Origin of the sequence: Microcoleus sp. A6-C6, from assembly GCF_036705955.1 — a bacterium.
In the GTDB taxonomy this organism is placed as follows: domain Bacteria; phylum Cyanobacteriota; class Cyanobacteriia; order Cyanobacteriales; family Microcoleaceae; genus Microcoleus.
Genome location: NZ_JAUBVR010000002.1, coordinates 221,253 through 244,170, shown reverse-complemented (window position 1 = coordinate 244,170; position 22,918 = coordinate 221,253). Strand labels below are relative to the sequence as shown.

Here is a 22,918-nt window from a genome sequence, read left to right as displayed (position 1 = left end):
ATTAAATATTTGGTAGGCACTCAATAATCATTCTCCAATATACCAGGTTCTGCTAACATAAAATTTAGATGCGTTCGCCCTGAATGACAACTGACCAATGACAACTGTCAACTGACAACTGTCAACTGACAACTGACAACTGTCAACTGACAACTGTCAACTGACAACTGACAACTGACAACTGTCAACTGACAACTGACTTCACTTGTACTCAAGCAACTTCAGAATCGGAACGTTGGTGTTCCATCCGAAATACGTTAGCGTACAAACTAGCAACAATCTGTTTGCCTTCTTGGGTCAATTGCAAGTAACCGAGAGATTCGCTGATGTGAGGATAAATGCCGCTCCAGTAAAACTTAGAGTAGCTTTGTAGCAAGTCGCCCGGATGCCGGTATCCCAAAATTTTAGTAGCACCGCTTTCTTCCAACTCGTAAAACAGCGCGCCAATTTTCTGCAAATATTGCGGGTTGCTGAGCTGACCTATCAAGTCAGCACCGCGAACTAAATTAGAATAATTAACTGCATCTTCGTCAATGTTTCCGTCAAGCACCGAGAAACGAGTCTGTTCTATGTTCTGCTTAATTATCTCAGCATTAATTAGCTTGTGGTTGCCGAAGCGTTCGTCAATAAAAAGTTTGGCTCTGTCAACTCGGTAAGGAGCTAAGCTGGCGGCTGTTGCACCGGGAGCAAGTGCAATTCTCATGCCATCTTTTCCGGTAGCATACAATCCTTCTGATGTTTGGTCTTGCCGACAAACTCCTTTGACATATCCGATATCTTGGCACAGCAAAGAAATGATGTAGTGCAGCCAGTTTTCGCAGGATACTCCGCCCTTGCGAATGTGTTTCCCACGCAAGATTTCTTGGCCGACTAATGTAATGCAAATCGCGTGTTCTACATTGTGATAAAGAGCATCGCTGCTGGCGATGTTTTCTAGTGCCATTGCCCCCACCCAGGCAATAATGTCGGCATAGTCTGATTTGTAGCCTCCGTAAGTGCGACTGTATCCGTTCTCCAGTTGTTTTATGAAAGCCTCGATCAGCAGTTCTGTATAATTAAACATACCCTGTCCTTTTACTTTAATATTGCCTTTCAAGAGCGGTGAATCTATTTTGAGTCTCTCTAATATTATGGATGAGATTGTAACTCGGAACTCAAAATTAATTCACTCGCGTGCATTGTTCGCGCTTGCCTTTGGGGGAATCTCAACACTCCCAAGCAACTCAGTCCATGACTGAAAGCCATCCCCGCCGCACTGCATAGAGCAGCCTACTGACAATTTTTCCATCGTCTGAGCTTCTTAAACTCTGAGAATTAATTTCGTATTGAATTTGGTGGAACACAGTCCTATCGATCTTACCGGATTTCCAAATGTTCAAGTAAAGTTCGGAAATTATGCTTTCAGGAATATAAGCTTGGGTTTTCATCTGCGGTCAACTGAATGTATATTGCTTATTGTCAGCTAATTTTATATAACTTTATGTGATGTCGATCTCTCTGAGGCTGTGATGCGATCGCACGCACTCAGTTGATGGGCGTCTGCGGAAAATGGTGATGCGATCGAAATATCGATCGCCACAAATTTTACTGACGGCTGTGGCCTGTATGACAGTTGCGCCTAAATTATATTATGTCACATACCATTCGCCTGTTGTGGTCGCCACGTTCTAACTCTGGCAAGGAAGTTCGATCGCCTGCTGCGGCAAATTTCTTGCCAAAAAAACTCTAGTCGTGTAATATATAGAGTCTGGTATCCTCACTTACCCATAATTATTTTCATTTATCCCATCCCCCTAGAGGGGAAGGGACTTTCAGTGCGGATGCCGCCAAATCACTATATTCAGCAAAAAGCTAGAAATGCCGTAACTCATGCCCACTATTCAGCAACTCATCCGTTCAGCACGGGAACAAACGCAGAAAAAAACCAAATCGCCAGCTCTCAAGAGTTGCCCCCAGCGCCGCGGAGTTTGCACCAGAGTCTACACGACCACCCCGAAAAAACCTAACTCGGCGCTGCGGAAAGTGGCTCGGGTACGGCTGACATCTGGTTTTGAAGTGACAGCCTACATCCCCGGTATCGGTCACAACTTGCAAGAACACTCAGTAGTAATGATCCGCGGCGGTCGGGTAAAAGATTTACCCGGAGTTAGATATCACATCATTCGCGGTACATTAGACACCGCCGGGGTGAAAGACCGCAAACAAGGTCGTTCCAAGTATGGTGCTAAGCGTCCCAAAGCGAAAAAATAACACGGCTATCGCCCGCCGGGGTGAAAAAGCAAAAATTAAGTCTGATCTGTCGATCGAGATTTGAGCCGAAAACCCCAAATTCAATCAATCAAAATCAAAAATCCCAAATAGAACTATGTCTCGCCGCACAGTTATTCAAAAACGTCCAGTTCCGCCAGATCCAACTTACAACAGCCGGTTGGTAAGCATGATGGTGAGACGGATCATGCAGCACGGCAAAAAATCCGTTGCCTCCAGCATCGTCTACGACGCCCTAAAAACCATCCAAGAACGCACAGGAGCTGAGCCGTTAGACTTGTTTGAAAAAGCAGTCAAAAACGCTACACCCCTGGTAGAAGTCAAAGCCCGCCGGGTAGGTGGCGCCACCTACCAAGTGCCGATGGAAGTACGTTCCGATCGCGGAACCACCCTCGCCCTCCGCTGGCTGATCAGATTTGCCCGTGCCCGCACAGGCCGCTCGATGGCAGCCAAGCTGGCTAACGAACTGATGGATGCAGCTAACGAAACCGGCAGTGCTATTCGCAAGCGCGAAGAAACACACCGTATGGCCGAAGCTAACAAGGCTTTTGCTCACTACCGGTACTAATTGCCAAATCGGGCATGGATCAGAGGTCGATCGTGCGGCATAAAAGCATCGGGCGATCAATCGAAAAGTGTCAATTTTGAGTTATTGAGATTGCTTTCCCTGGGGCAATGCTGCCGGCCATTAGTGAAGCAAACTCAAAACTCCCAAAGTGAAAATTCACACATTCTCTGAATCCTCCATGTCGCATAGTTAATATTTTTGCAAACAAATGTTGCAAAAAGTATTAAAATGTAACAATAAACTCAATATACTTATCTTGTAAGTCGATTGGGAGTGCAAAATAAGGTTCTGTGTAGTATAATAGTATTATAACAGCAACACAAAATCAAAGGAGATAGCTGTGGCACGTATCGTCCCGCTAGAAAAAACTCGCAACATCGGCATCGCAGCCCACATAGATGCGGGCAAAACAACGACAACAGAAAGGATTCTGTTCTATTCTGGCATGGTTCACAAAATGGGTGAAGTGCACGAGGGGACAGCAGTCACTGACTGGATGGAGCAAGAGCGGGAGCGGGGAATTACGATTACTGCCGCCGCTATAACCACCAGTTGGAAAGATTACAAAATCAACATCATCGACACTCCAGGACACGTAGACTTCACGATCGAAGTCGAACGATCGATGCGAGTGCTCGACGGAGTGATAGCCGTTTTCTGCTCGGTAGGCGGAGTGCAGCCACAATCGGAAACAGTTTGGCGACAAGCCGATAGGTATCATGTACCCCGGATTGTGTTCGTCAACAAAATGGATCGAATGGGTGCAAACTTTTATAAAGTCCACGCCCAAATTTGCGATCGGATGAGAGCGAATGCCGTACCCGTCCAAATCCCGATCGGCAGCGAAGAAAACTTCCGGGGAATTGTAGATCTAGTGCAAATGAAAGCCTACATCTACAACAACAACACCGGCACCGACATCGAGGAAATAGAAATCCCCGATGAGGTAAAAGAACTCGCAGCAGAATATCGCACCAAGCTGATCGAATCCGTAGCAGAAACTAGCGACGCCCTCACGGCAAAATACCTCGAAGGCGAAGAACTAACGGAAGCCGAAATCCGCCATTCCCTGCGTCGAGGGACAATATCCGGGGCAATAGTCCCCGTACTGTGTGGTTCTGCCTTCAAAAACAAAGGCGTTCAGCTTTTGTTGGATGGAGTGATAGACTATCTGCCGTCGCCCTTGGAAGTTCCCCCAATTCAAGGACTACTGCCCAACGGCGACACCGCAGAGCGAGCAGCAGACGACAACGCGCCCCTGTCAGCCCTGGCATTCAAAATCATGGCAGACCCTTACGGCCGCCTGACCTTTGTTCGGGTATACTCCGGTATCCTGAAAAAAGGAACCTACGTCCTCAACTCCACCAAAGACAAAAAAGAGCGGGTTTCTCGCTTAATTGTCCTTAAAGCCGACGATCGGATAGAAGTTGAGGAACTCCGGGCCGGAGACTTGGGAGCAGCCTTGGGTTTGAAAGACACCTTCACCGGCGACACCCTCTGCGAAGAAGGATCGGCAGTGATTCTGGAATCCCTGTTTATTCCAGAGCCAGTCATCTCCGTGGCTGTCGAACCCAAAACCAAACAAGACATGGAGAAGCTCTCCAAAGCCCTCCAGTCGCTCTCGGAAGAAGACCCCACCTTCCGAGTCAACGTTGACCCAGAAACCAACCAGACAGTCATCGCCGGCATGGGCGAACTGCACCTGGAAATCCTGGTAGACAGAATGCTGCGGGAATTCAAAGTAGAAGCCAACGTGGGTCAGCCACAAGTAGCCTACCGCGAAACCATTCGCAAAGCCGTCCGCGCCGAAGGTAAATTTATCCGCCAAAGTGGCGGTAAAGGTCAGTACGGTCACGTCGTGATCGAACTAGAACCCACCGAAGTCGGAACTGGCTTTGAATTTGTCTCCAAAATAGTCGGCGGCACTGTACCCAAAGAGTACATCGGGCCGGCAGGACAGGGGATGAAAGAAGCCTGCGAATCGGGTATTGTAGCAGGATATCCCGTGATTGACCTCAAAGCTACTATGGTAGACGGGTCTTTCCACGACGTAGACTCCTCAGAAATGGCATTTAAGATCGCCGGTTCAATGGCGATCAAAGAAGCCGTGATGAAGGCGTCGCCAGTGCTACTAGAGCCTATGATGAAGGTAGAGGTTGAAGTTCCCGAAGATTACATCGGGAACGTCATCGGAGACCTCAACTCGCGTCGGGGTCAGATCGAGGGTCAAGAGACGGATCAGGGAATTGCCAAAGTTTCTGTCAAAGTTCCACTAGCAGAAATGTTTGGTTACGCTACCGATATCCGCTCAAAAACCCAAGGTCGAGGCATCTTCACAATGGAATTCAGCCATTACGAAGAAGTGCCGCGAAATGTGGCTGAAGCCATTATCGCGAAAAACAAAGGGAACTAATGATTTTGGATTTTAGATTTTGGATTTTGGATTGAATCCAAAATCGAGAATCTAAAATCTCAAGTCTAAAATCGCTAAAAAAAACAAGGAACAGATCGAGAATGGCACGCGCAAAATTTGAACGGACTAAACCCCACGTAAACATCGGCACCATCGGTCACGTTGACCACGGCAAAACAACTTTGACCGCGGCGATTACGATGACTCTTTCTGCACTGGGTCAGGCTAAGGGTAAAAACTACGCCGACATCGACGCTGCGCCAGAAGAAAAAGCACGCGGTATTACAATTAATACCGCTCACGTAGAATACGAAACTACAGGTCGCCACTACGCTCACGTAGACTGTCCCGGACACGCTGACTATGTGAAGAACATGATCACCGGTGCTGCTCAAATGGACGGCGGCATCCTAGTAGTGTCAGCAGCAGATGGCCCCATGCCTCAAACTCGCGAACACATCCTGCTAGCTAAGCAAGTTGGCGTTCCCAGCTTGGTTGTCTTCTTGAACAAGGAAGACATGGTGGATGACGCTGAACTGTTGGAATTGGTAGAAATGGAAGTTCGTGAACTGTTGAGTTCCTACGATTTTCCTGGCGATGACATCCCCATCGTGACCGGTTCGGGATTGAAAGCTCTCGAAGCGATGCTTGCTAATCCCAAAACCAAACAAGGCGAGAATGAGTGGGTTGACAAGATTTACAAGCTGATGGAATCAGTGGATTCTTACATCCCTACTCCAGAACGCGAAATTGATAAGCCTTTCTTGATGGCTGTAGAAGACGTATTCTCGATTACTGGTCGGGGTACTGTGGCGACTGGTCGGATTGAACGTGGCAAAGTCAAAGTCGGCGAAACAGTCGAAATTATTGGTCTTAAGGACACTCGCAGCACTACGGTGACTGGTGTGGAAATGTTCACCAAGTCCTTGGAGGAAGGCTTGGCCGGCGACAACGTGGGTCTACTTCTCCGGGGTATTTTGAAGGCTGATATTGAAAGAGGCATGGTAATTGCCAAGCCGAAGAGCATCTTGCCTCACACTCAGTTTGAATCTGAAGTGTACATTCTGAAAAAAGAAGAAGGCGGCCGTCACACGCCCTTTTTCTCTGGCTACCGCCCTCAATTCTACGTCCGTACAACTGACGTAACTGGTACAATCATGCAGTTCACTGCTGATGATGGTACGGAAGCTGAAATGGTGATGCCTGGTGACCGGATCAAAATGACTGTTGATCTGATTCACCCGATCGCGATCGAACAAGGAATGCGCTTCGCTATCCGCGAAGGTGGCCGTACAGTCGGCGCCGGCGTTGTTTCCAAAATCCTCAAGTAGGAATCCGCTAACGCTTTAAATAGCAGAAAAGCCTAATTAAATTTAGTGGCTTTTCTGCTATTTATTGATGAGTCATCAGTCAGTCGATTTGAGATTTTAGATTGATGTGCAACATTCAATCTGGATATTCAACAGCAGTCTAAAATTTTAGGATATCCACGACTAAAGTCGGAGAAGACCGTTTTTGGGCATGGTCATTAGTCCGCAGTTAGTTGTTAGCAAAAAAACAACTAACAATTGACAAGTGAAAACTAATGACTACTGACTACTGACTACTGACTCCTGACTCCTGACTAACAACTAAAAACAAACTGAACCTAGAAAATTCAACAAAAAAAATGGCAACTATTCCACAGCAAAAAATCCGCATTCGCCTCAAAGCTTTCGATCGCCGAATTCTAGACGCATCTTGCGAAAAGATTGTAGATACAGCAAATCGGACAGCCGCCACTGCGATCGGCCCGATTCCCCTACCGACAAAACGACGGATTTATTGCTTGCTGCGATCGCCACACGTAGACAAAGATTCTCGCGAACACTTTGAAACCCGCACGCACCGTCGCATTATCGACATTCACCAGCCTTCTGCTAAAACAATTGACGCTTTGATGAAACTGGATTTGCCAGCCGGCGTAGATATCGAAGTTAAGCTGTAGATTGACGGATTTTAAACGCAGAAAGAAGGAACAATGGAAAAATACATTGTTCCTTCTTTTTGTTGAAAGTGCGATCAACAGTAGTCAGTAGTCAGTAGTCAGTAGTCAGTAGTCAGTAGTCAGTAGTCAGTAGTCAGTAGTCAGTAGTCAGTAGTTAGTGGTTTGTAAGTAAATCGCTCCAATTAAACGTAAAATTTTATCGATCAGCGGCCATCAAACAAATGGTCATTGTAAAGTGGCTTTCATAGCCTGTAACATAGTTAATTAAGCAAAAACATAATTTTTATCATTTTTAAAGGTATGACGGCTTGTTCAAGCTGGCAGCAGTTGCTGAGAGGATTGGCGATCGCCCGCAGTTGATCCCGAAGACCCTGCAAAAGCCCGATCGCTCCCGCCCCAGAATTACTCAAATCAGTTAAAGTAAGAAAAAGAAGCGCAAGTACCGTCACCTTTGAGCGACAATGGCATCCTCCTCCTCTGTAGCAGTTCGCGAACTCCCCCTATTTCCATTGCCGGAAGTGGTTCTATTTCCAGGTAGACCGCTGCCGCTGCAAATTTTCGAGTTTCGCTATCGAATCATGATGAATACGATTCTTGAGGGCGATCGCCGTTTCGGTGTACTCATGTGGGACCCCAACCAAAACAAAGTCTCAGCCGTTGGCTGTTGCGCCGAAGTGATTCACTGTCAGCGCCTCCCGGACGATCGCATGAAAATCATGACTCTCGGACAGCAGCGGTTCCGAGTCCTCGATGCCGTTCGGGAAAAACCCTATTTAGTCGGTTTAGTAGAATGGATTGAAGACGAACCGCCGCAAAAAGACCTCCGATCTTTGGGCAAAGAAGTCGAACAACTGCTGAGAGATGTAGTTCGCCTGTCTAGCAAATTGATGGATCAGCCGATCGACCTACCGGATGACATTCCCAGTTTGCCCACAGAACTGTCATACTGGGTAGCCAGCTATCTTTACGGTGCAGCGACAGAACAGCAAACTCTTTTAGAATTGCAAGATACAGCAGCGAGATTGGAACGCGAAACCGAAATTTTGACCTCTACTCGCAATCACTTGGCAGCAAGGACTGTACTGAAAGATACGCTCAAATAGGGAATTAGCGCAGGCAAAAAGTACGATCGGTTTTGCCTGCATTGAAGCCAAAATTACACACAAATCATACTATTTTCGATTTTAGATTTTCGCATTGGAGATTAAATAATTGAGAATTAATAGACCTTTTACAAAAATATCTAGGAACGGGCAAGATGCCCGTTCCACAGAAAAATTTATTGTTGTGGAACGGGCATCTTGCCCGTTCCAAAATTAGATGCTTGTGTCACAAAATCTCGACCAACCGAAACCATACGATGCAGTTAGAGGAGGTCAACTGCCACCTCCTGTGGGCGGTGTCGTGCTCGGCGGATTAGCCGGAGTTAAACATCGGCTGTCTAGTTCTGTTAGCGAACATCGCATTGCCGCCCTCAAGGAAGCTTTGAATTACGGCGATGCAGGCTTAAAAATAGCGATCGAGATTTGTCAAACCGAAACAGGGCCTGTGCAGCGGGCGGCCTGCGATTTGCTGCGAGAAAGGCTGAGTGCGATCGCCCGCGAAAAATTACAGGCCTTTGTACCTGCAACTTTAGATTCCGAAACAGGGGCAGACAGGACTCAAAAAATCTTAAATAACTCACCGAGTGCAGTCTCAGAAAAAAGTATCGATCGACAGTTGTCAGAAGCACAGTTAATATTTGAGACAATTATGCAGCAAATGCAACCAAATTTGTTGCTGTTAGAAGCATTAGTCGCCTCTGTAGAACGCGAAGAATTTACCAGCGAACTGATGAATCTTTGGGAGTTGTTAATCTCAGAAATTCAGGAACTTCTCAAAGAACTGCGTCAGGCTGTTGGCAGTGCAATTTCCGCCCAACTCCGCATTCAGTGGCAGTACAATCAAGCTGAATCTCAAGCCAATCAGTGGCAGCAGCGAGCTTTGCTAGCTCTTCAGAAAGGCGATGAAAATGTGGTTCGCCAGGCCTGGGTTCGGAAGCAGATCGAGTTAGATAAGGTAGCAGAACTAAAAATTGATTTAGACGACCAAACTGTGCGAGTAGAAACTCTCAACCGCAACTTGCTAGCTTTGGAAAGTAAGATTGCTGAAGCTAATTCTAAAAAAGAGATTCTGAAGATGCAGCTTCATTTTGCCAAGGTACAGGAGCAAATTAACTGCACTTTCAGCCAAATGAATAATATATTTTTTCGTCCTTAGTTGTGGAATTCTGCGCGTATATATTGCGTAATTTCAGAGTTGTCTGATGCAAAACTGAATCGCTCCGCTTAAATTTGTTGCCTTATCAAATTTAGCGCCTTCGAGCTTAGCACCGCATAAAAAGGCTCCGCTCAAATTAGCACCGCGCAAGTCAGCTTCTGTCAAATCGGCGCCCTGAAGATTAGCTTCATACAACAATGCTCCTTTCAGGTTAGCCTGTTTTAGACTTGCTCCCCGCAGTTTTGCTTCGCTTAGATTGGCTTCTCTGAGGTCTGTATTGTCCAAGCAAGCATCAATGAGGTTGGCTTCGATTAGGTTTGCCCGGTACAATGAAGCCCCGCTCAAATCAACACCAATCATTTTGCTGTCGCTCAAATTGGCGTTTTTCAGGTTTGCCTCAATCATGTCAGCTCCTGTCAATCTGGAAAAAGTTAGATTTGCTCCAGTCAAATCGGCCGCCTTTAGTTTGGTCATTACCAGGCAAGCATTTTTGAGGTTGGCACCTATTAAGTTCGCCCAACTTAGGTCTGCCGAAGCTAAATTGATTTCTTTCAAAATGGCACAAGCCAGATTAATATGAATCAAGAAAGCTTCTCGCAAAGAAGCCTCTTTCAAGTTGGTTTCATGAAAGTCTCTTTCTCCGGCTGCATATCGCTTCAGAAGTTCATCCGCATTCATCTGGCTAGCCTCCTAAGTTGTATTTAAAATTATACTACTGACAGTACAGTGTAACACCCAAAGATTTTTAAAGTTTCCGTGTGTTTTTTTAGCTCTTCTAGTGCCGATCGCACTAATGTAGAACAAGCATCCGCTTCAACGTCCATAAAGAAAATATATTCTCCGAGCGATCGCTTAGTCGGCCGAGATTCAATCCGACTTAAGTTAATACCGCGACTGGCAAATACTTGTAAAGGTTTTACCAGTGTTCCCGGCATATTTGCAGGTACGCTAAAAGCTAGTGATGTGTGAGTACAATTGGACGGTAAAGCATCAAGGATCAATGTAGCAGCAGATTTGGTGATGGATTTGATCAATGATTCATCGGCGGCTTCTGGGTTGCCAATTTCTCCTGCATTCGGGCCGAGTATCCAAAATCGAGTGTAATTGTCGGGATAATCATTAATCGGGCTCGCTAGCATCGGCAATTTGTAGAGTTCGGCGGCTCTGGGCGAAGAGATTGCCGCTATACTACTATCTTCCAGGTACTGCAACGCTTCCGTGGTTGAATTGGCTGGGATCAACTGAGCCTCCGGGATAAACTCGGCCAACCACAACTGACACTGAGCTAGGGCTTGCGGGTGAGAGTAAACTTTTTGAATCTCGTTAAAACTTTGAGCATTTGACAGCAGCGCGTGGGAAATCGGCAAAACCAGGGCGTGTTTAATGCGCAGTGTATCCAGTCGCCACAGGGTATCTAGGGTAACAGTCACGCTACCTTCGATCGAATTTTCCACCGGCACAATTGAAAAATCAACCTGTCCAGAGGCAGATGCCTCTAGTGCCTGAGAAATGGTTGAATAAGGACACAGGGTGCATTCGGAGTTAGTTTCTTGGCTCAGCCACTTGGCATAAGATAGAGCGGCTGTTTCTGCATTAGTGCCTATAGGGCCGAGATGTGCGATCGTCTTCGAGGGCTTCGCTAAGGAAATTTTCATAATAATCGGTAATTTTACGTTACAAATGTTTGCTTTACTCTCATCAGCGAGCAAGTATGATGAAAAAATTAGTGATGTACCGAAAGCTTTTATCCGTTATTTCTCGGATGACATTGCCTGAGTGTGCGAGTTAACCCGCAACTCATATCACCTAAAAAAAGTTATAGTTTATTAAGATATGCTTACGAATCCTATATATTGATATCTTCTCATGTATATACGCTTTAATGCTTTCCAATCCATTGAGATCGCCGTACCAGATGAACGGGTTCCCATTCAACATTATCTGCGCCAGCCGAGGCGACTGGTGAACGCTCTGGTCGATCGCACTCGCACAGAGCAACTTAGCGATGACTGTTTCCGCCTGAAAATGCGGCCGTTACAATTTATGATGCTGAGCATTCAACCCACAGTAGACATGAGAGTGTGGGCGCAGTCGGACGGCACAATCAATTTGGAGTCCGTCGCCTGCGAAATTCTCGGCGTGGATTATATAAACGATCGCTTTGCTCTCAATCTTAAAGGAAAGCTTTATGTGCACCAAAGTAGCGGGGTAGCATACTTGAAGGGAAAAGCGGATTTGGAAGTGCAAGTAGAGCTACCACCACCGTTTTGGCTGACGCCTAAATCGATTTTAGAAGCAACGGGCAACGGTTTGCTCAAGAGCGTGCTGCTGAGCGTCAAACAGCGGTTGATGTACCAGTTACTTTTAGATTATCGCCGGTGGGCAAGCAACGAAACTGAGTTAATATCGAGTGATATTCCTCAAATCTTGTCTTTAGAAGGTTGATTTCGTACTAGAGAATCTGTAGACTTGCATGGCATTGCCCTCGCTCTCAATTCTTGAAATCATCTGCGTTTATCTGCGTTTATCTGTGTTTATCTGCGGTTGACCCGCTCTATTAAATATTTATGCAATTCGTTTTATGAATTAATGTATAGGTATATTTGGGCAAAAATCAGCCCAATTGCCCAGATATTAGTTAGATGATCGAATTGTGCTGAAGCTTTGTTGGAGTTTGCGAGCAGGCATAGATACCGGCCGGTCAGTCAAGATCGATTTGAGTCAGCGCTCCATGTTCATAGTCTTCGATGATTCCCCCAGTCTGAGACCAAGTAGTTGAGTTTTCTTTTGAAACTTCGTCCTTTTTGTCGGCGAGTTCAGAATGTGGCGGCCGAGTTATTTTGGTCGGTGGGACAGTCGTCGCGCCCACGCGAATCCTGATTTTCGGCCCGGAATTGCCCAAGCGAATCGTCATCCCGTCCGCTAATGAAACCTGAGCGATCGGTCTATCATCTACATAAGTGCCGTTAGCGCCAAAATTAATAATTTCCCAGCCATAAGGGTGATTCCACAGCTCTACGTGGTGGCGGGAAACTACAGCGCTGTAAATAATTACATCATTGTCGTTCGATCGACCGATCCGAACCACCGATTCGGATTCAAAACACCAACTTTGAACCGGGACAGACTGGATAGGATGTAGCAGAGTTAAGGTGATCACTGATGTTTTGACACTCCACCGCAAGACAGAAACGGGGATAATTCAAGAGCTAATTTTTGGGATAAAACCGCAAAAAATTTGATAATTAAAGGCGTTATCAGTCCGACGCTACTCATTCTAGATGAAATAATAGTTGGTTGTATCAAACAGCATAGGTCTTTTTGAGTTGCTAACATTTTCCTTATTGATGCAATACGTTTAAAATACAATGCTTTGAGTAGCGGTGGAATTCCTCGCACAGAAAGCCTCAATCTCCTACGAAAATACCGATCGACCTTCCTGGTACGGGCCGCCCCAAAAATGCGATCGGCAAGTAGCAGCTTTCTCGATCAGGGAGGCCACACTAAGAGGGCAAATCGGACTCTGGCGGTTGTGCCGGATCTGGCGGTACAGATTCATCCCTTTGCCGCTTCAACTCTGCCACTTTTTCTTGAGCTACATCCCTGACTTCTAGAGCTTTATCTTGAATTTTCCCCGCCAGATTTCGAGCCCCCCGCTTCACGCCAGCCACATTTTTGATAGTTTTGTCGAAATCTTCCTGTAAAAACTCTGCTACGATCCCGACTTTGTGGTGCAGTCCCTCCGCATACTGCACCGGTTCCGATACAGTAGCCTCAGAGACGATCGCCCGCTTGCTGCCGATGGTCGAAATAGCTGCCACCGGCAGCAAGTAAATCCCGTCTAAAACGCCGCGCCAGCCGCTCGATTTAAACAGGTAATCGGTAACAGAACCAGTGCGGACATCAAATAGGTAGTCAACCACCGTACCCGCCTTATTTCCTGCATCCGTGAGCACCTCAAGCCCGATCGGACAAACAGCTTGTTCCGGCTGATGCAATTCCGGGAGTTCCGGGTTAATCGTCACAAAAACATTTTCGCCCACCGTATCAACTTGCGCCCAAGCGAACCAGGTTTTTTTGCTGCCCAAAAGTCCCGACTTGCAAGTAAAGCCGATCGCCCGCTGGGAGTGAGGATCGAGCCAAAGCCGATCCACCCTGCCGACCTCTTCCGCCGTGCGGCGGTCGATCGTGCGACGGTTGAGCAGCGAACTGCGCCTAACAATCTGTTGTGATGTACTCATAAATAAACTCCTGAGTGCCAGCGAGAGAAAAATGTCGATCGTCCAAAGATGCCGATTTAATATTCTTCTTCTTGTTCCGAATAATTGCGAGTATTTTCTGCCTCCGTCAACTCCTCTTCTTCCTTGGAAGTGCCAACTTCTTTGTGGCTGGGAAGAGGAATCGTGCTAATCTGGGCGTCCTCCGAGGGAGCGTCAATTACCTTAGCTTCCCTTGACTTGACGCTAATTTGTGCTAACTGGACTGAGGACTGATTCGCATCGACGTTGATTTGAATTTTCGGTCCCGATCGAGCCAAGTGAACGATCAGACCGTCCACAACGGGAACCTTAGCGATCGGCTTACCATCGAGGTAAGTGCCGTTGGTACCTAAATTAATCAGTTCCCAAGTTATACCGCTGCGTCGCAATTCGATGTGGCGACGAGAAACCACAGCGCTAAAAAGAACGACGTGGTTTTCGGTCGATCGCCCGATCCGGACGACCTGTTCGTCATCAAAGATCCAACTGCGGACGGGAATAGACTGGAGTGGATGTAGCAAGGTCAGCTTAATCACATTGGCAGCATTGAGTTTTGGTAGAGCGCCTCAAGATGCGATTTTAGATTTTAGACTTTCTCTAGCCCAATCCAAACTCGATCTAAGAGATTTGAAATAGAAACGTAACCAGGTCTCCTTTCCCCAGAGAGATGCGGTCTCCCGGTCGCAACCGATGTCGGTTTCCGCGGGGCAGGGAAGTATTGTTGACATAAGTGCCGTTAGAACTCCCTACATCTTCTAGGTAGCAAGCATCTCCCTCCACCCGGAGATTTGCGTGTACCCGAGAAACTATCTCAGAATTAGCAAATCCCGAAACATCAATATCCGGCGGCACCAAATCATTTGGCTTGCCGATGTGAATCACAGCCAGATTGTGAGGCAATTCGATCGGCGTATTTGTCTGAACGTGTATCAGACGCGCCGACTGCTGTTGCAGTTGAGTTTTCGCCACACCCGCTGGCTGTGGGTTGGGAACCGGGGGAGAGGTATTTGGTGCTGTTGCCACCGATTCAGTTGTAACAGGAACCGATGGCGACGGCGAGGGTTCTGCAATCGTAGGGATGCTGACGGGAGTTTTTTCCAAGTTCGGCCCCAGATCTGGGGTAACTAGAGGTTCCATTGCGATCGTCAGGGGTTCGGTTGGCGCTAAGTCCGGCACCAGTGGCGATACCACTGTGGGGCCCACAGGCGAGGCGGACGGTACTGTCACCTCAACTTCTGGAACGTAGGAACCCGGACGCAAATTAAAGCCACACTGACCGCAAAATGCTGCATCTGCCTGAACCGCTGCACCGCAGTTTGGGCAACTGGCGGTAACGGGTAAAGGCGTGTAACAAGACTCGCACTGGCTGGCCCCGTCGGGGTTCTGGTGATTGCAATTGGGACAGACAATCATCGATTTCTCCTTGCTATCGGCCAGATTTTCAAATCAGCCTCATAAAAATAGTCGTGTATATAGTCAAATTTTAACTTTAACAGCCACAATTCTTATACTACTTAGCTAATACTAGCAAGTCCACTCACGCCGTGACGTTTGCGCTGATTGGCGATCGTCCGTGAGTGATACTGTTGACTATATTGGCATGGCGCAAGCTGTCTCGGCTATTTTACCGCTTCGCCTGCGGTCGCATCGAGCAGCCACCAAAGTTCGCCCTCTGGTTCAACGAGTCTGGCTGGATAGGTCATTGCGTCGGCTGCGGGGGCAAAAATTTGAGCGAGGGCGGGTTGTTTGCTGGCTCCTGCGACCATGAAGATGACGCACCGGGCGCGGTTGATTAAGGGGACTGTAAAAGTGATGCGGGGTTGACCGTCTTTGTTGCCGACAGTTACTAGAGCGTCGCGGACTTGCAAGGCTGCTGTGCCGGGAAATAGAGAGGCTGTGTGGGCGTCGTCTCCTATGCCTAATAGAATGATGTCGAAAGCGGGAAACTCACCTTCTGATATTTTGAAGAACTGCTGCAATTCGGTTTGGTGCGCTGAGGCGTCGGCTGCGGGGTCAGCCGCGCCTGTGGGCATGGGGTGAATGTTGCTGGCGGGGATGTTTACTCGATCGAGCCAAGCGAGGCGCGCCATTTTTTGATTGCTGTCCGGGTGCTGTGGGGTAACGTAGCGTTCGTCGCCCCAGAAAACGTGAATTTTGTCCCAAGGCAGGTCTTGGGTGGCGATCGCTCTGTAGAGCGGTTCTGGTGTGCTGCCGCCCGCCAAGGCGATCGTACAAATTCCGCGTTCTGCGATGGCTGCTGGGATTTTCGACAAGACAACCGCGAGAGAGCGCTCTATGAGTTCTTCCCGATTTGCTAATACTTCTACTACTTTTTTCATTAATTTTCTCTCAACTTTCGTCTTCGTGTTGCTTCCTTGCCAATGTCAATTTTGCCTTGACATTTTGCTTTGAGGTCGATCGGCTGACACCCACGCAGGCTCAACACCGTGCTTGCGTCAGATTTTATCATTCTTAGCCTGCTTTATTTTAGTTGGCAACACTTATGCCTTCCAGTGATCGATCGAGCTTCACCTGTTGCATACATCTGTAGCAACCGTGCCCGAGAATTAGGACGTTCTTAATTGCACTTTTCATGAGCTATATATATTGCAACTTCCTTGTTGATTCTTGCTTATGCTATTATATTTTTCGCAACTTTCAATCAAAAGTCCGTTAGCGAAGCTTGCAGAAGAGAAGATCGCACTTACCACGAAACAGCAAAAATCCTCAAGATTGATGTGGTAGACTATGAAAAATAGTTTTAAGTCCGCACGATCGGATGGAAGCAAAACTATGTCAAATTTTAAGAAATTCCCTACATCTGTCCGCTATCTGATAGCACGGTTGCGCCACTGGACGCAACCCGCGGTTTGGGCTCCGCTAGCCGTGCTGTGTGCCGGCGGGTTATTTATCTGGGAGGTGTCCGTAAATCCAGAAAGGTTGAGCATAGATGGCGAAGCAGCAGCAGACTCAAACAACCCAGATTCGATCTCCGGGCTGTCTGCTGAAGATAGCGCCATTGCGGCTGAAATCGACAGCTTGCCGGTGCTAGTCAATCAGTTCAATGAGTCTAATTCTGAACTGAACTTATTCAATTCATCAGCAATCAAAAGCAAAGGTTTATTCGAGGAAATTCGCGATCGCAAATTAACAATTCCTCGGCAATTTTCAGCCCCCAAGCAGGCGGCAATCAGCAGATTTTTGTCTTTGCCAAATTTACAAAATTCTGCGGTTGGGACAGTCAACAATAACCCGCAAAATTCCAACTTGCCAAGTTCAAACGCGACATCAGATTTGAGTTTATCTGGCAGTGGGGCGACCATTTCCGGGATAAAAACGATCGCTCCTGAGTCTGCGGGTACGGAAGCAACTTTACCGGAGGCATCAGGTAGCGGTAATTCAGGTAAACAAAACGACAATCCTCTGGCTTTGAGTCCGCTGCAAGCAGCCATGAAAAAATACATCGCTGCCAACACTTCGGCAACGGCGGCTGTAAAAAGTGCAAATTCGGCTAAATTGCTCGATCGACCCCCGTCCCCCGATTCTCCAACAAATCCGACAAATTTCCTGCCAACCGCCGCTACGACTCAAGCTGGAGCAAATCCTGTGAATTTTCCCGCGACACTCTCGCCACTTGCGGCTCCGACAAATACAATTATTAGCGACTCTCAACAATTCTTAAACCCAGCAGCTACGGTTCCTGAATCATTGGCCGGGTTAAATTCTAGAGTATCAGTCATCTCCACAATTACTCCACAGACTCCAACTGTGGTTTTACCCAAAAATCCCTACCAAACTAATTTATCTGACTCCGGCTTCGCACCGTCCGTTCAACCTGTGGCAGTTCCCGTCGCCACACCTTCGCCAATACCGCTAATTCCCAATTTTGGGCAGTCCCCTGGCATCGGGGGAAGCAAGATAATTAGCCCTCAATTCTCTCCCAATTCAGCGAATGCTCAATTTCAACAGCCTCAACCGAGTCGCCTTAACTTACCTGGTCAGCCTAACTTTGGAGCTGTTCCCCAAAACACCAATCAGAACGCGCAGCCAATTCAACCGCAACCTTTTTCTACACCTCGCTCTTTGACTCCGGGACGGTATATTGGCGGCGGCGAAATTAATACTTTTGCTAATCCTTAAAGGAAGGAAGAAGGAAGAAGGAAGAAGCAAGAAGGAAGAAGCAAGAAGGAAGAAGGAAGAAAGAAGAAGGAAGAAGGAAGAAGGAAGAAGGAAGAAGGAAGAAGGAAGAAGGAAGAATAAAAAAATGCTTTGAGATGTCAGTTTTAACTTAAGCAGTTATATGGTTTTCCGCTCGCATCGGAATCATATTTTTGCGATTTCAGCACTATGTTTTAACTCGCGAGCGGGGACGCTCGCACTGCGTGATTATTCCGATTTAACCGAAATTAATTACCAATTAGCAATTTGATTGGTAAAACTTACCTAGACGCGGCTCTTCCCAACAACAATCCTCCTATTCCTAAGCCAAATGCGATCGGCAGCCAAGCCGATATAATCGGAGTCAAAACAGCTTTCACGCCCATTGAACTGGTGATAAAACCAAATACATAGTAAGTAAAAATTACAACTACGCTAATACCAAAACTTGTCCCTTTCCCGGAGCGGCGCGGTTGAGTTCCCAAAGCGGCTCCCACTAAACCAAATACCAGACACACAAAAGGAAAAGCATATTTTTCTTGAATTCGCACCTTGAGTTTGCGAATTTGCGGTGCATCGCCGCTATTTTTAATGATTTCCAAACGCTCTAAAGCTTGAGCAATATTCATTTCCTTGAAATCTCGCACTCTCGCAGCTAAATCTAAGGGCGTGCGGGGGAGTTGTAATTGCTGGTGTTGAAATCTAACTATATTGCGGTAAGAGCCGTCTGGAGCTACTATATAAGCGGTTCCGTTGAAAAAATCCCAGGTGTTTTCTGAGGGATTCCAAGTAGCTGATTCTGAAGAAATGATTTGATTGAGGCCAGGGGTGGAGCGATCGATAATTGTTAAACCTTTCATTTGCTGGCCGTCAAACTGTTCTGCATAAAAAAAGCGGGACAGGATTTCTTCACCGCCTTTTTCTGGTTTGCGAAATTCTGTGTAGATAATATTTCTATCTTGAAATGTCGGTTTTTCTCGCTTCAGGGCTCTGTCTAAAGTTAAAGTAGCTCTGTAGCTAGCGGCGGGTACGACTAACTCTTGTAAAGCAAAGGTGAAGCCGGCAACGATTAAACTCATAATGACTGCCGGCATGATCAATCGGTAAATGCTAACTCCGCAACTGCGGAGGGCGATGAGTTCGCTGTCGCTGGAAAGTCGGCTGTAGCTCATTAAGGTTGCTAGCAGCATTGACATGGGGAAAGCTAATACTACAAAGTATGGAATTTGCAGTAGGAAAATTTCCATAGCGGCGCCGTAGGGAAGGCCTGATTCTGTTACTCTGCGGACTAATTCAAATAAGGCTCCAACGGTGACGGCGACTGATGTAAATAGTCCGACACCAAACAGAAATGGGCCGATGAGTTCTTTGGTAATGTACCAGTCCATTACTGAAATTCTCGGTAGCCAGTTGAGGGGATTGAAGGATTTGGACATTGCTATTTTCATAGTTGCGCGTTCTCGCTGATTGCTCCTTAATTTAAAATAGGAATTACGCACGGCTAGTCAGAAACCGGGTTTTTTACGAAAAGACGCTCCGCAGTCCGCAGATTGGGTGAAAAACCCGGTTTTTTTGGTTTGATGCGTCCTGGACTGTAAAAGTTAAATTCTCAATTCTAAAATTCTGCTTTCTGCTATCAAAGACTATCGCACGAAGTTGTCACCCAAGTAATATTGCCGCACTAAAGGGTTGCTGTAGAGTTCTTCTTCAGCGCCGGATGCTAAAATTTGACCGTCTCGCATGATGTAGGCTCGATCGGTAATTTCGAGGGTTTCTCGGACGTTGTGATCGGTGATCAGGATGCCGATTTGCCGATCGCGCAGTTTGGAAATTATCGTCTGAATTTCATCAACTGCGATCGGATCGACGCCTGCGAACGGTTCGTCTAAAAATAGGAACATCGGCCCGTCTCGCCCAGCAGCCAAGGCTCTCGCCAGTTCAGTCCGCCGCCTTTCTCCTCCAGAGATTTGAATTCCCAAACTGGATGCTATTTTTTGTAAGCGAAATTCTTCCAACAAAAAATCGACTCGCTCTTTCCATTCCCAACGCGGAACTTGAGTTTGTTCCAGGACTAACAAAATATTGTCGCGCACGGTCATGTTGCGAAAAATGCTGGCTTCTTGAGCGAGATAGCCTATTCCCAAATGTGCTCGTTTGTGCATCGGCAATTTAGTGATGTCTAAATCGTTGAGCCAAACTGTCCCTTGATTGGGTTTTTCTAATCCGGTTGCGATGTAAAATGTTGTGGTTTTGCCGGCACCGTTGGGGCCGAGCAGTCCGACGATTTCTCCTTGGGCTACTGAAAGGTTGACGCGACTGACTACATGGCGTTTTCCGTAGGATTTGTGAATATTTTCGAGTACAATTTTCATGATCGCCGAGGCAACTTTTAAGTAGAAGGAAGAAGGAAGAAGGAAGAAGGAAGAGGGTAGAAGGAAGAAGGAAGAGGGTAGAAGGTAGAAGGTAGAAGGTAGAAGGTGCTTCGACTTCGCTCAGCATAAAAAGAAGAAATACACAGCAAGCCTTTGAGCGATCGGTATTTTACGTTTAATTAGGTGGATCACTTGCCAGTTAAATTCCAGAATTCAGGCTTGTGCGATCGCGTCTCAAGTCGATCTTCTAAATACTAAAACTTTTTAATCTTAAGACAACGAAATTTCGCATCTATCCCAAGTAGTATGTTTTTGCGGATGCGAAATTTTGCTGCGATTGGAGGCTGTTATTTGGGGGCTGTTCGGGGTGCGGGCGGTTTAGCACCGGGATTTGGATTAACCGGGGCTGGTTTCCCGATCGTATTTTGGACTGCTGAATCTTGTTCCGGGGCAACCAGATAGACAGATTCTACCTGTCCTGGGTTGTCTGGCAGGGCAATAAACCGCCCTTCGTCGATAAGGTATGTTATGGTTTCGCCGCGCAGGCTATTGCCCTGCTGCAATACATAAACGTCTCCGCTGAGAATGATCCGGCGCTCGCGGCTGAAGTATTGAGCTTGAGCTGCGGTTGCTTGTATTTGGCGGGCTGGATAGTTGATTTGGACGTTGCCGCGGGCTGTCACGATGCCGGTTTTGGAGTCGGCTTCTTGAATGTCCGATCGCACGGAAAGAGTGCGGGGCGGGGCAGCCTGTGGGTAAGTGGGAGAGGCTAGAGTGCCTGCCAGAGTCAGCGGCAACAGCAGCGATAATCCTTTGAATATGCGGGAATTGAGTAGTTTAGCGGAGGGCATCATAGCTTACAAGCCTCAAAATTTGTGAAATTACTGAAGGTTATTATCTCACCTCAGATTTTTCCGTATGCAGATTAGATCCACCACACCGGATCAGTTAGGTATTTTATCTTAACAGCCGTGAAAAATTCCCGTAAGGTCGATCGACCTGCCCGAGAGCGTCAACCAATTATCCTAGCAAGACAATAGCCATTTTCACGACGTGTTTGGCTGATTTGCTGGATTTGCAAATTTTTTGACGGTTGCTCGCCTGGGGAAGTTTCTGGCAAACTCTCTAGGTACTAAGGCATTAGCTGTCCGCAGTGAGTTCGGCAAATTTTGATTTATTAGGTTCTTTCTTTAAATTAGTTTCCATCTCATTTGAGCATTGGCGGGGGCTGTATTTTTCTAGGATAGGGAAAGCTGGCGATCGATCGTCCGAAGTTGCGGGCGATAATGCTCCGCATCGCTAGCGCGATCGGGTTTCACCTGTCGGTAAAAATGTAACGGCAAAATTCAGCGGCTGCAAATAACCTTTTTCACAACGCCGACGCTCCAACCAGCAGTCTGCTGCACTGACGTGTTGGGCTGCTTCCTTGATGCTCAGCTAGACCCGTTTCAAATACTGCCTTAGCCACTGTTGTAACTGTTGGCGGCTATCCTCATCAGGAGCATTTTCTAATGCTACACCTAAGTCTGCTCTTGCTTCTTGGTGTTGCCCCAGCATCTGATACACAACAGCCCTATAACATCGAAGTTTATAGTCTGTAGGATCTACCGTTAACCCCTGATTTGCGTAGGAAAGTGCTTCCGGTAGTCGGCGTATTTTGTACAGAGAAAAGCATAAGATTCGATAAAGACGCAGTCGATCTTCAGATAAAAGATCAGTATTCAGTAATTGCCGACCTGATTTAATCGCTCTTCGATATGCTCGACTAGCGCAGTCGATAGCTACTCTAAAAACCTGCACTTTATTGTCATGAGGTACAATTTGAAAATTTTTATTTGCAACCTTCTTTGCTTCATGGACTTCATTATTTTCCAGCAAAAAATAGGCTAGTTCCAGATATGATTGCCAGTCATTTGATTGGTTAGCTATATTTAGCTTTAATTTCTCCCATGTATCTAGGGTATTGGGGTTACCAGCTAATCGCCAGTAGATAGCTTTCCGGCTGTGATATAATTGCCACAATCCGCACAGTAACCCTACGTGAACAATTGCAGTTAGCGATGCGTAAGGTTGAACAGTAAAGTCATAGATATTGACCCAATCTCCTCCACGCAAACCAAAGGACATTACAGGATACGCTACTAAACTGTAAATTGACTCTATACAGACATAACTATAAAGCAGTTCTCCAACAATTCGTTTGCGGATATAGGGGATGAAAGGAATTGGGAGTAATCCTAGAAGGATAGATACAAGGTTTCCGCTGAAGGCAATCCACCAGTAATCAACAGGACTAAAATTTCCTGATGGAACTATATAGCCCCAATAGAATCGCCATTGGAAGGTGGATACTGTTCCTCCTACTTGCCAAGTAGCCAGACTGTGCCCTATTTCATGCAACAGAACACCAATGGGTATCAAAACAAATGTAGCCAACCGCTGGGCTAACTCTTTATCTTTGAAAGTTACTTGGGCATCCCAAAATTTTGGCCATTCCTGAAACAGTTGCCAGAGGGTTTGAATACATATCAAGCCCGCAATAAAAGAGATTAGGTCAAAAAAATTAGTCATTTAATAACTTAGTAAAACCCATTACAATCTTCAATGACACACACTAACTGTGAATTAGCAACC

At 46.7% G+C, this 22,918-nt stretch carries 24 protein-coding genes; 10 read left to right on the top strand and 14 right to left on the bottom strand.

All coding sequences use genetic code 11. The features are described from left to right. Window positions 1-211: 211 nt before the first annotated feature. Both QUB52_RS02470 and QUB52_RS02465 read right to left on the bottom strand, forming a co-directional pair. Window positions 212-1,063 (bottom strand): Npun_R2479 family HD domain-containing metalloprotein, encoded by an 852-nt coding sequence (locus QUB52_RS02470; RefSeq protein WP_265238352.1) that lies wholly within the window; start codon window positions 1,061-1,063, stop codon window positions 212-214. 160 nt (window positions 1,064-1,223) lie between these two features. Beyond that, window positions 1,224-1,427: a hypothetical protein gene (locus QUB52_RS02465; protein ID WP_265238354.1), complete on the bottom strand. Its 204-nt coding sequence runs from the start codon at window positions 1,425-1,427 to the stop codon at window positions 1,224-1,226. Between the two features lie 442 nt (window positions 1,428-1,869). On the opposite strand from QUB52_RS02465, the gene rpsL reads away from it, so the two are divergent. From rpsL to QUB52_RS02430, 7 genes are all read left to right on the top strand, one after another. Then, window positions 1,870-2,250 carry a 30S ribosomal protein S12 gene (gene rpsL, locus QUB52_RS02460; protein ID WP_096831142.1) on the top strand — a complete coding sequence of 127 codons (381 nt, stop codon included), beginning with the start codon at window positions 1,870-1,872 and terminating at the stop codon, window positions 2,248-2,250. Window positions 2,251-2,365: 115 nt separating this feature from the next. Beyond that, on the top strand, window positions 2,366-2,836 hold the full coding sequence (rpsG, locus tag QUB52_RS02455) for a 30S ribosomal protein S7 (RefSeq protein WP_006632196.1): 471 nt from the start codon (window positions 2,366-2,368) through the stop codon (window positions 2,834-2,836). Window positions 2,837-3,176: 340 nt separating this feature from the next. Continuing rightward, window positions 3,177-5,249, top strand: a complete 2,073-nt coding sequence (fusA, locus tag QUB52_RS02450) for an elongation factor G (protein ID WP_332972303.1) — start codon at window positions 3,177-3,179, stop codon at window positions 5,247-5,249. 101 nt (window positions 5,250-5,350) lie between these two features. Next, entirely contained in the window at window positions 5,351-6,580 is a 1,230-nt protein-coding gene (tuf, locus tag QUB52_RS02445; protein WP_265238382.1) for an elongation factor Tu, read from the top strand. Between the two features lie 338 nt (window positions 6,581-6,918). Next, the gene (gene rpsJ / locus QUB52_RS02440) at window positions 6,919-7,236 is read left to right on the top strand and encodes a 30S ribosomal protein S10 (protein ID WP_194011386.1); all 318 of its coding nucleotides are present in this window, start codon (window positions 6,919-6,921) and stop codon (window positions 7,234-7,236) included. Window positions 7,237-7,697: 461 nt separating this feature from the next. Further along, the gene (locus QUB52_RS02435; protein ID WP_265238384.1) at window positions 7,698-8,339 is read left to right on the top strand and encodes an LON peptidase substrate-binding domain-containing protein; all 642 of its coding nucleotides are present in this window, start codon (window positions 7,698-7,700) and stop codon (window positions 8,337-8,339) included. A gap of 217 nt (window positions 8,340-8,556) precedes the next feature. After that, window positions 8,557-9,495 (top strand): PspA/IM30 family protein, encoded by a 939-nt coding sequence (locus QUB52_RS02430; RefSeq protein WP_265238386.1) that lies wholly within the window; start codon window positions 8,557-8,559, stop codon window positions 9,493-9,495. 33 nt (window positions 9,496-9,528) lie between these two features. Here the strand turns inward: QUB52_RS02430 and QUB52_RS02425 are convergent, their stop codons facing one another. Both QUB52_RS02425 and pheA read right to left on the bottom strand, forming a co-directional pair. Further along, window positions 9,529-10,173, bottom strand: a complete 645-nt coding sequence (locus QUB52_RS02425; RefSeq protein ID WP_265238388.1) for a pentapeptide repeat-containing protein — start codon at window positions 10,171-10,173, stop codon at window positions 9,529-9,531. Window positions 10,174-10,202: 29 nt separating this feature from the next. Further along, window positions 10,203-11,150 carry a prephenate dehydratase gene (gene pheA, locus QUB52_RS02420; RefSeq protein ID WP_332972302.1) on the bottom strand — a complete coding sequence of 316 codons (948 nt, stop codon included), beginning with the start codon at window positions 11,148-11,150 and terminating at the stop codon, window positions 10,203-10,205. A 211-nt stretch (window positions 11,151-11,361) separates the two neighbouring features. Between pheA and QUB52_RS02415 the strand changes: the two genes are divergently transcribed. Further along, window positions 11,362-11,940, top strand: a complete 579-nt coding sequence (locus QUB52_RS02415; RefSeq protein WP_265238391.1) for a DUF1997 domain-containing protein — start codon at window positions 11,362-11,364, stop codon at window positions 11,938-11,940. 256 nt (window positions 11,941-12,196) lie between these two features. Here the strand turns inward: QUB52_RS02415 and QUB52_RS02410 are convergent, their stop codons facing one another. From QUB52_RS02410 to QUB52_RS02385, 6 genes are all read right to left on the bottom strand, one after another. Further along, on the bottom strand, window positions 12,197-12,655 hold the full coding sequence (locus QUB52_RS02410; protein ID WP_265238393.1) for an FHA domain-containing protein: 459 nt from the start codon (window positions 12,653-12,655) through the stop codon (window positions 12,197-12,199). Between the two features lie 343 nt (window positions 12,656-12,998). Next, a complete protein-coding gene (locus QUB52_RS02405) occupies window positions 12,999-13,736 on the bottom strand; it encodes a PRC-barrel domain-containing protein (protein ID WP_265238395.1) in 738 nt (245 codons plus the stop codon). A 56-nt stretch (window positions 13,737-13,792) separates the two neighbouring features. Further along, on the bottom strand, window positions 13,793-14,275 hold the full coding sequence (locus QUB52_RS02400) for an FHA domain-containing protein (protein WP_442923156.1): 483 nt from the start codon (window positions 14,273-14,275) through the stop codon (window positions 13,793-13,795). A 97-nt stretch (window positions 14,276-14,372) separates the two neighbouring features. Beyond that, the gene (locus QUB52_RS02395) at window positions 14,373-15,167 is read right to left on the bottom strand and encodes an FHA domain-containing protein (protein ID WP_265238399.1); all 795 of its coding nucleotides are present in this window, start codon (window positions 15,165-15,167) and stop codon (window positions 14,373-14,375) included. Between the two features lie 206 nt (window positions 15,168-15,373). Then, entirely contained in the window at window positions 15,374-16,093 is a 720-nt protein-coding gene (pgl, locus tag QUB52_RS02390) for a 6-phosphogluconolactonase (protein ID WP_265238401.1), read from the bottom strand. After that, entirely contained in the window at window positions 16,093-16,224 is a 132-nt protein-coding gene (locus tag QUB52_RS02385; RefSeq protein ID WP_332971220.1) for a hypothetical protein, read from the bottom strand. The genes pgl and QUB52_RS02385 overlap by 1 nt, the downstream gene beginning before the upstream one ends. 323 nt (window positions 16,225-16,547) lie before the next feature. Here QUB52_RS02385 and QUB52_RS02380 point away from each other — a divergent pair, with 323 nt between their 5' ends. Together QUB52_RS02380 and QUB52_RS02375 are read left to right on the top strand one after the other, a co-directional pair. After that, window positions 16,548-17,894, top strand: coding sequence for a hypothetical protein (locus QUB52_RS02380; protein WP_332972301.1), 1,347 nt, complete (start codon window positions 16,548-16,550; stop codon window positions 17,892-17,894). Continuing rightward, window positions 17,881-18,027, top strand: coding sequence for a hypothetical protein (locus QUB52_RS02375; RefSeq protein WP_332972300.1), 147 nt, complete (start codon window positions 17,881-17,883; stop codon window positions 18,025-18,027). The genes QUB52_RS02380 and QUB52_RS02375 overlap by 14 nt, the downstream gene beginning before the upstream one ends. Before the next feature lie 166 nt (window positions 18,028-18,193). Here the strand turns inward: QUB52_RS02375 and QUB52_RS02370 are convergent, their stop codons facing one another. The 4 genes from QUB52_RS02370 to QUB52_RS02355 all read right to left on the bottom strand — a co-directional run bounded on the left by QUB52_RS02370 (window position 18,194) and on the right by QUB52_RS02355 (window position 22,855). Continuing rightward, complete coding sequence (locus QUB52_RS02370) at window positions 18,194-19,360, bottom strand: LptF/LptG family permease (RefSeq protein WP_265233591.1); 1,167 nt, start codon at window positions 19,358-19,360, stop codon at window positions 18,194-18,196. A gap of 195 nt (window positions 19,361-19,555) precedes the next feature. Beyond that, a complete protein-coding gene (gene lptB, locus QUB52_RS02365; RefSeq protein WP_265233592.1) occupies window positions 19,556-20,284 on the bottom strand; it encodes an LPS export ABC transporter ATP-binding protein in 729 nt (242 codons plus the stop codon). 347 nt (window positions 20,285-20,631) lie between these two features. Further along, window positions 20,632-21,138, bottom strand: a complete 507-nt coding sequence (locus QUB52_RS02360) for an LptA/OstA family protein (protein ID WP_332972299.1) — start codon at window positions 21,136-21,138, stop codon at window positions 20,632-20,634. A gap of 583 nt (window positions 21,139-21,721) precedes the next feature. Continuing rightward, window positions 21,722-22,855: a hypothetical protein gene (locus QUB52_RS02355; RefSeq protein WP_332972297.1), complete on the bottom strand. Its 1,134-nt coding sequence runs from the start codon at window positions 22,853-22,855 to the stop codon at window positions 21,722-21,724. Window positions 22,856-22,918: the final 63 nt, after the last annotated feature.

What these genes read in the sequence shown, in the direction of transcription:
- QUB52_RS02470 (WP_265238352.1), bottom strand. Translation starts at nt 1,063, where the DNA reads ATGTTTAATTATACAGAACTGCTGATCGAGGCTTTCATAAAACAACTG.
- QUB52_RS02465 (WP_265238354.1), bottom strand. Translation starts at nt 1,427, where the DNA reads ATGAAAACCCAAGCTTATATTCCTGAAAGCATAATTTCCGAACTTTAC.
- rpsL (WP_096831142.1), top strand. Translation starts at nt 1,870, where the DNA reads ATGCCCACTATTCAGCAACTCATCCGTTCAGCACGGGAACAAACGCAG.
- rpsG (WP_006632196.1), top strand. Translation starts at nt 2,366, where the DNA reads ATGTCTCGCCGCACAGTTATTCAAAAACGTCCAGTTCCGCCAGATCCA.
- tuf (WP_265238382.1), top strand. Translation starts at nt 5,351, where the DNA reads ATGGCACGCGCAAAATTTGAACGGACTAAACCCCACGTAAACATCGGC.
- rpsJ (WP_194011386.1), top strand. Translation starts at nt 6,919, where the DNA reads ATGGCAACTATTCCACAGCAAAAAATCCGCATTCGCCTCAAAGCTTTC.
- QUB52_RS02435 (WP_265238384.1), top strand. Translation starts at nt 7,698, where the DNA reads ATGGCATCCTCCTCCTCTGTAGCAGTTCGCGAACTCCCCCTATTTCCA.
- QUB52_RS02430 (WP_265238386.1), top strand. Translation starts at nt 8,557, where the DNA reads ATGCTTGTGTCACAAAATCTCGACCAACCGAAACCATACGATGCAGTT.
- QUB52_RS02425 (WP_265238388.1), bottom strand. Translation starts at nt 10,173, where the DNA reads ATGAATGCGGATGAACTTCTGAAGCGATATGCAGCCGGAGAAAGAGAC.
- pheA (WP_332972302.1), bottom strand. Translation starts at nt 11,150, where the DNA reads ATGAAAATTTCCTTAGCGAAGCCCTCGAAGACGATCGCACATCTCGGC.
- QUB52_RS02415 (WP_265238391.1), top strand. Translation starts at nt 11,362, where the DNA reads ATGTATATACGCTTTAATGCTTTCCAATCCATTGAGATCGCCGTACCA.
- QUB52_RS02405 (WP_265238395.1), bottom strand. Translation starts at nt 13,736, where the DNA reads ATGAGTACATCACAACAGATTGTTAGGCGCAGTTCGCTGCTCAACCGT.
- QUB52_RS02395 (WP_265238399.1), bottom strand. Translation starts at nt 15,167, where the DNA reads ATGATTGTCTGTCCCAATTGCAATCACCAGAACCCCGACGGGGCCAGC.
- pgl (WP_265238401.1), bottom strand. Translation starts at nt 16,093, where the DNA reads ATGAAAAAAGTAGTAGAAGTATTAGCAAATCGGGAAGAACTCATAGAG.
- QUB52_RS02385 (WP_332971220.1), bottom strand. Translation starts at nt 16,224, where the DNA reads ATGATAAAATCTGACGCAAGCACGGTGTTGAGCCTGCGTGGGTGTCAG.
- QUB52_RS02380 (WP_332972301.1), top strand. Translation starts at nt 16,548, where the DNA reads ATGTCAAATTTTAAGAAATTCCCTACATCTGTCCGCTATCTGATAGCA.
- QUB52_RS02370 (WP_265233591.1), bottom strand. Translation starts at nt 19,360, where the DNA reads ATGAAAATAGCAATGTCCAAATCCTTCAATCCCCTCAACTGGCTACCG.
- lptB (WP_265233592.1), bottom strand. Translation starts at nt 20,284, where the DNA reads ATGAAAATTGTACTCGAAAATATTCACAAATCCTACGGAAAACGCCAT.
- QUB52_RS02360 (WP_332972299.1), bottom strand. Translation starts at nt 21,138, where the DNA reads ATGATGCCCTCCGCTAAACTACTCAATTCCCGCATATTCAAAGGATTA.
- QUB52_RS02355 (WP_332972297.1), bottom strand. Translation starts at nt 22,855, where the DNA reads ATGACTAATTTTTTTGACCTAATCTCTTTTATTGCGGGCTTGATATGT.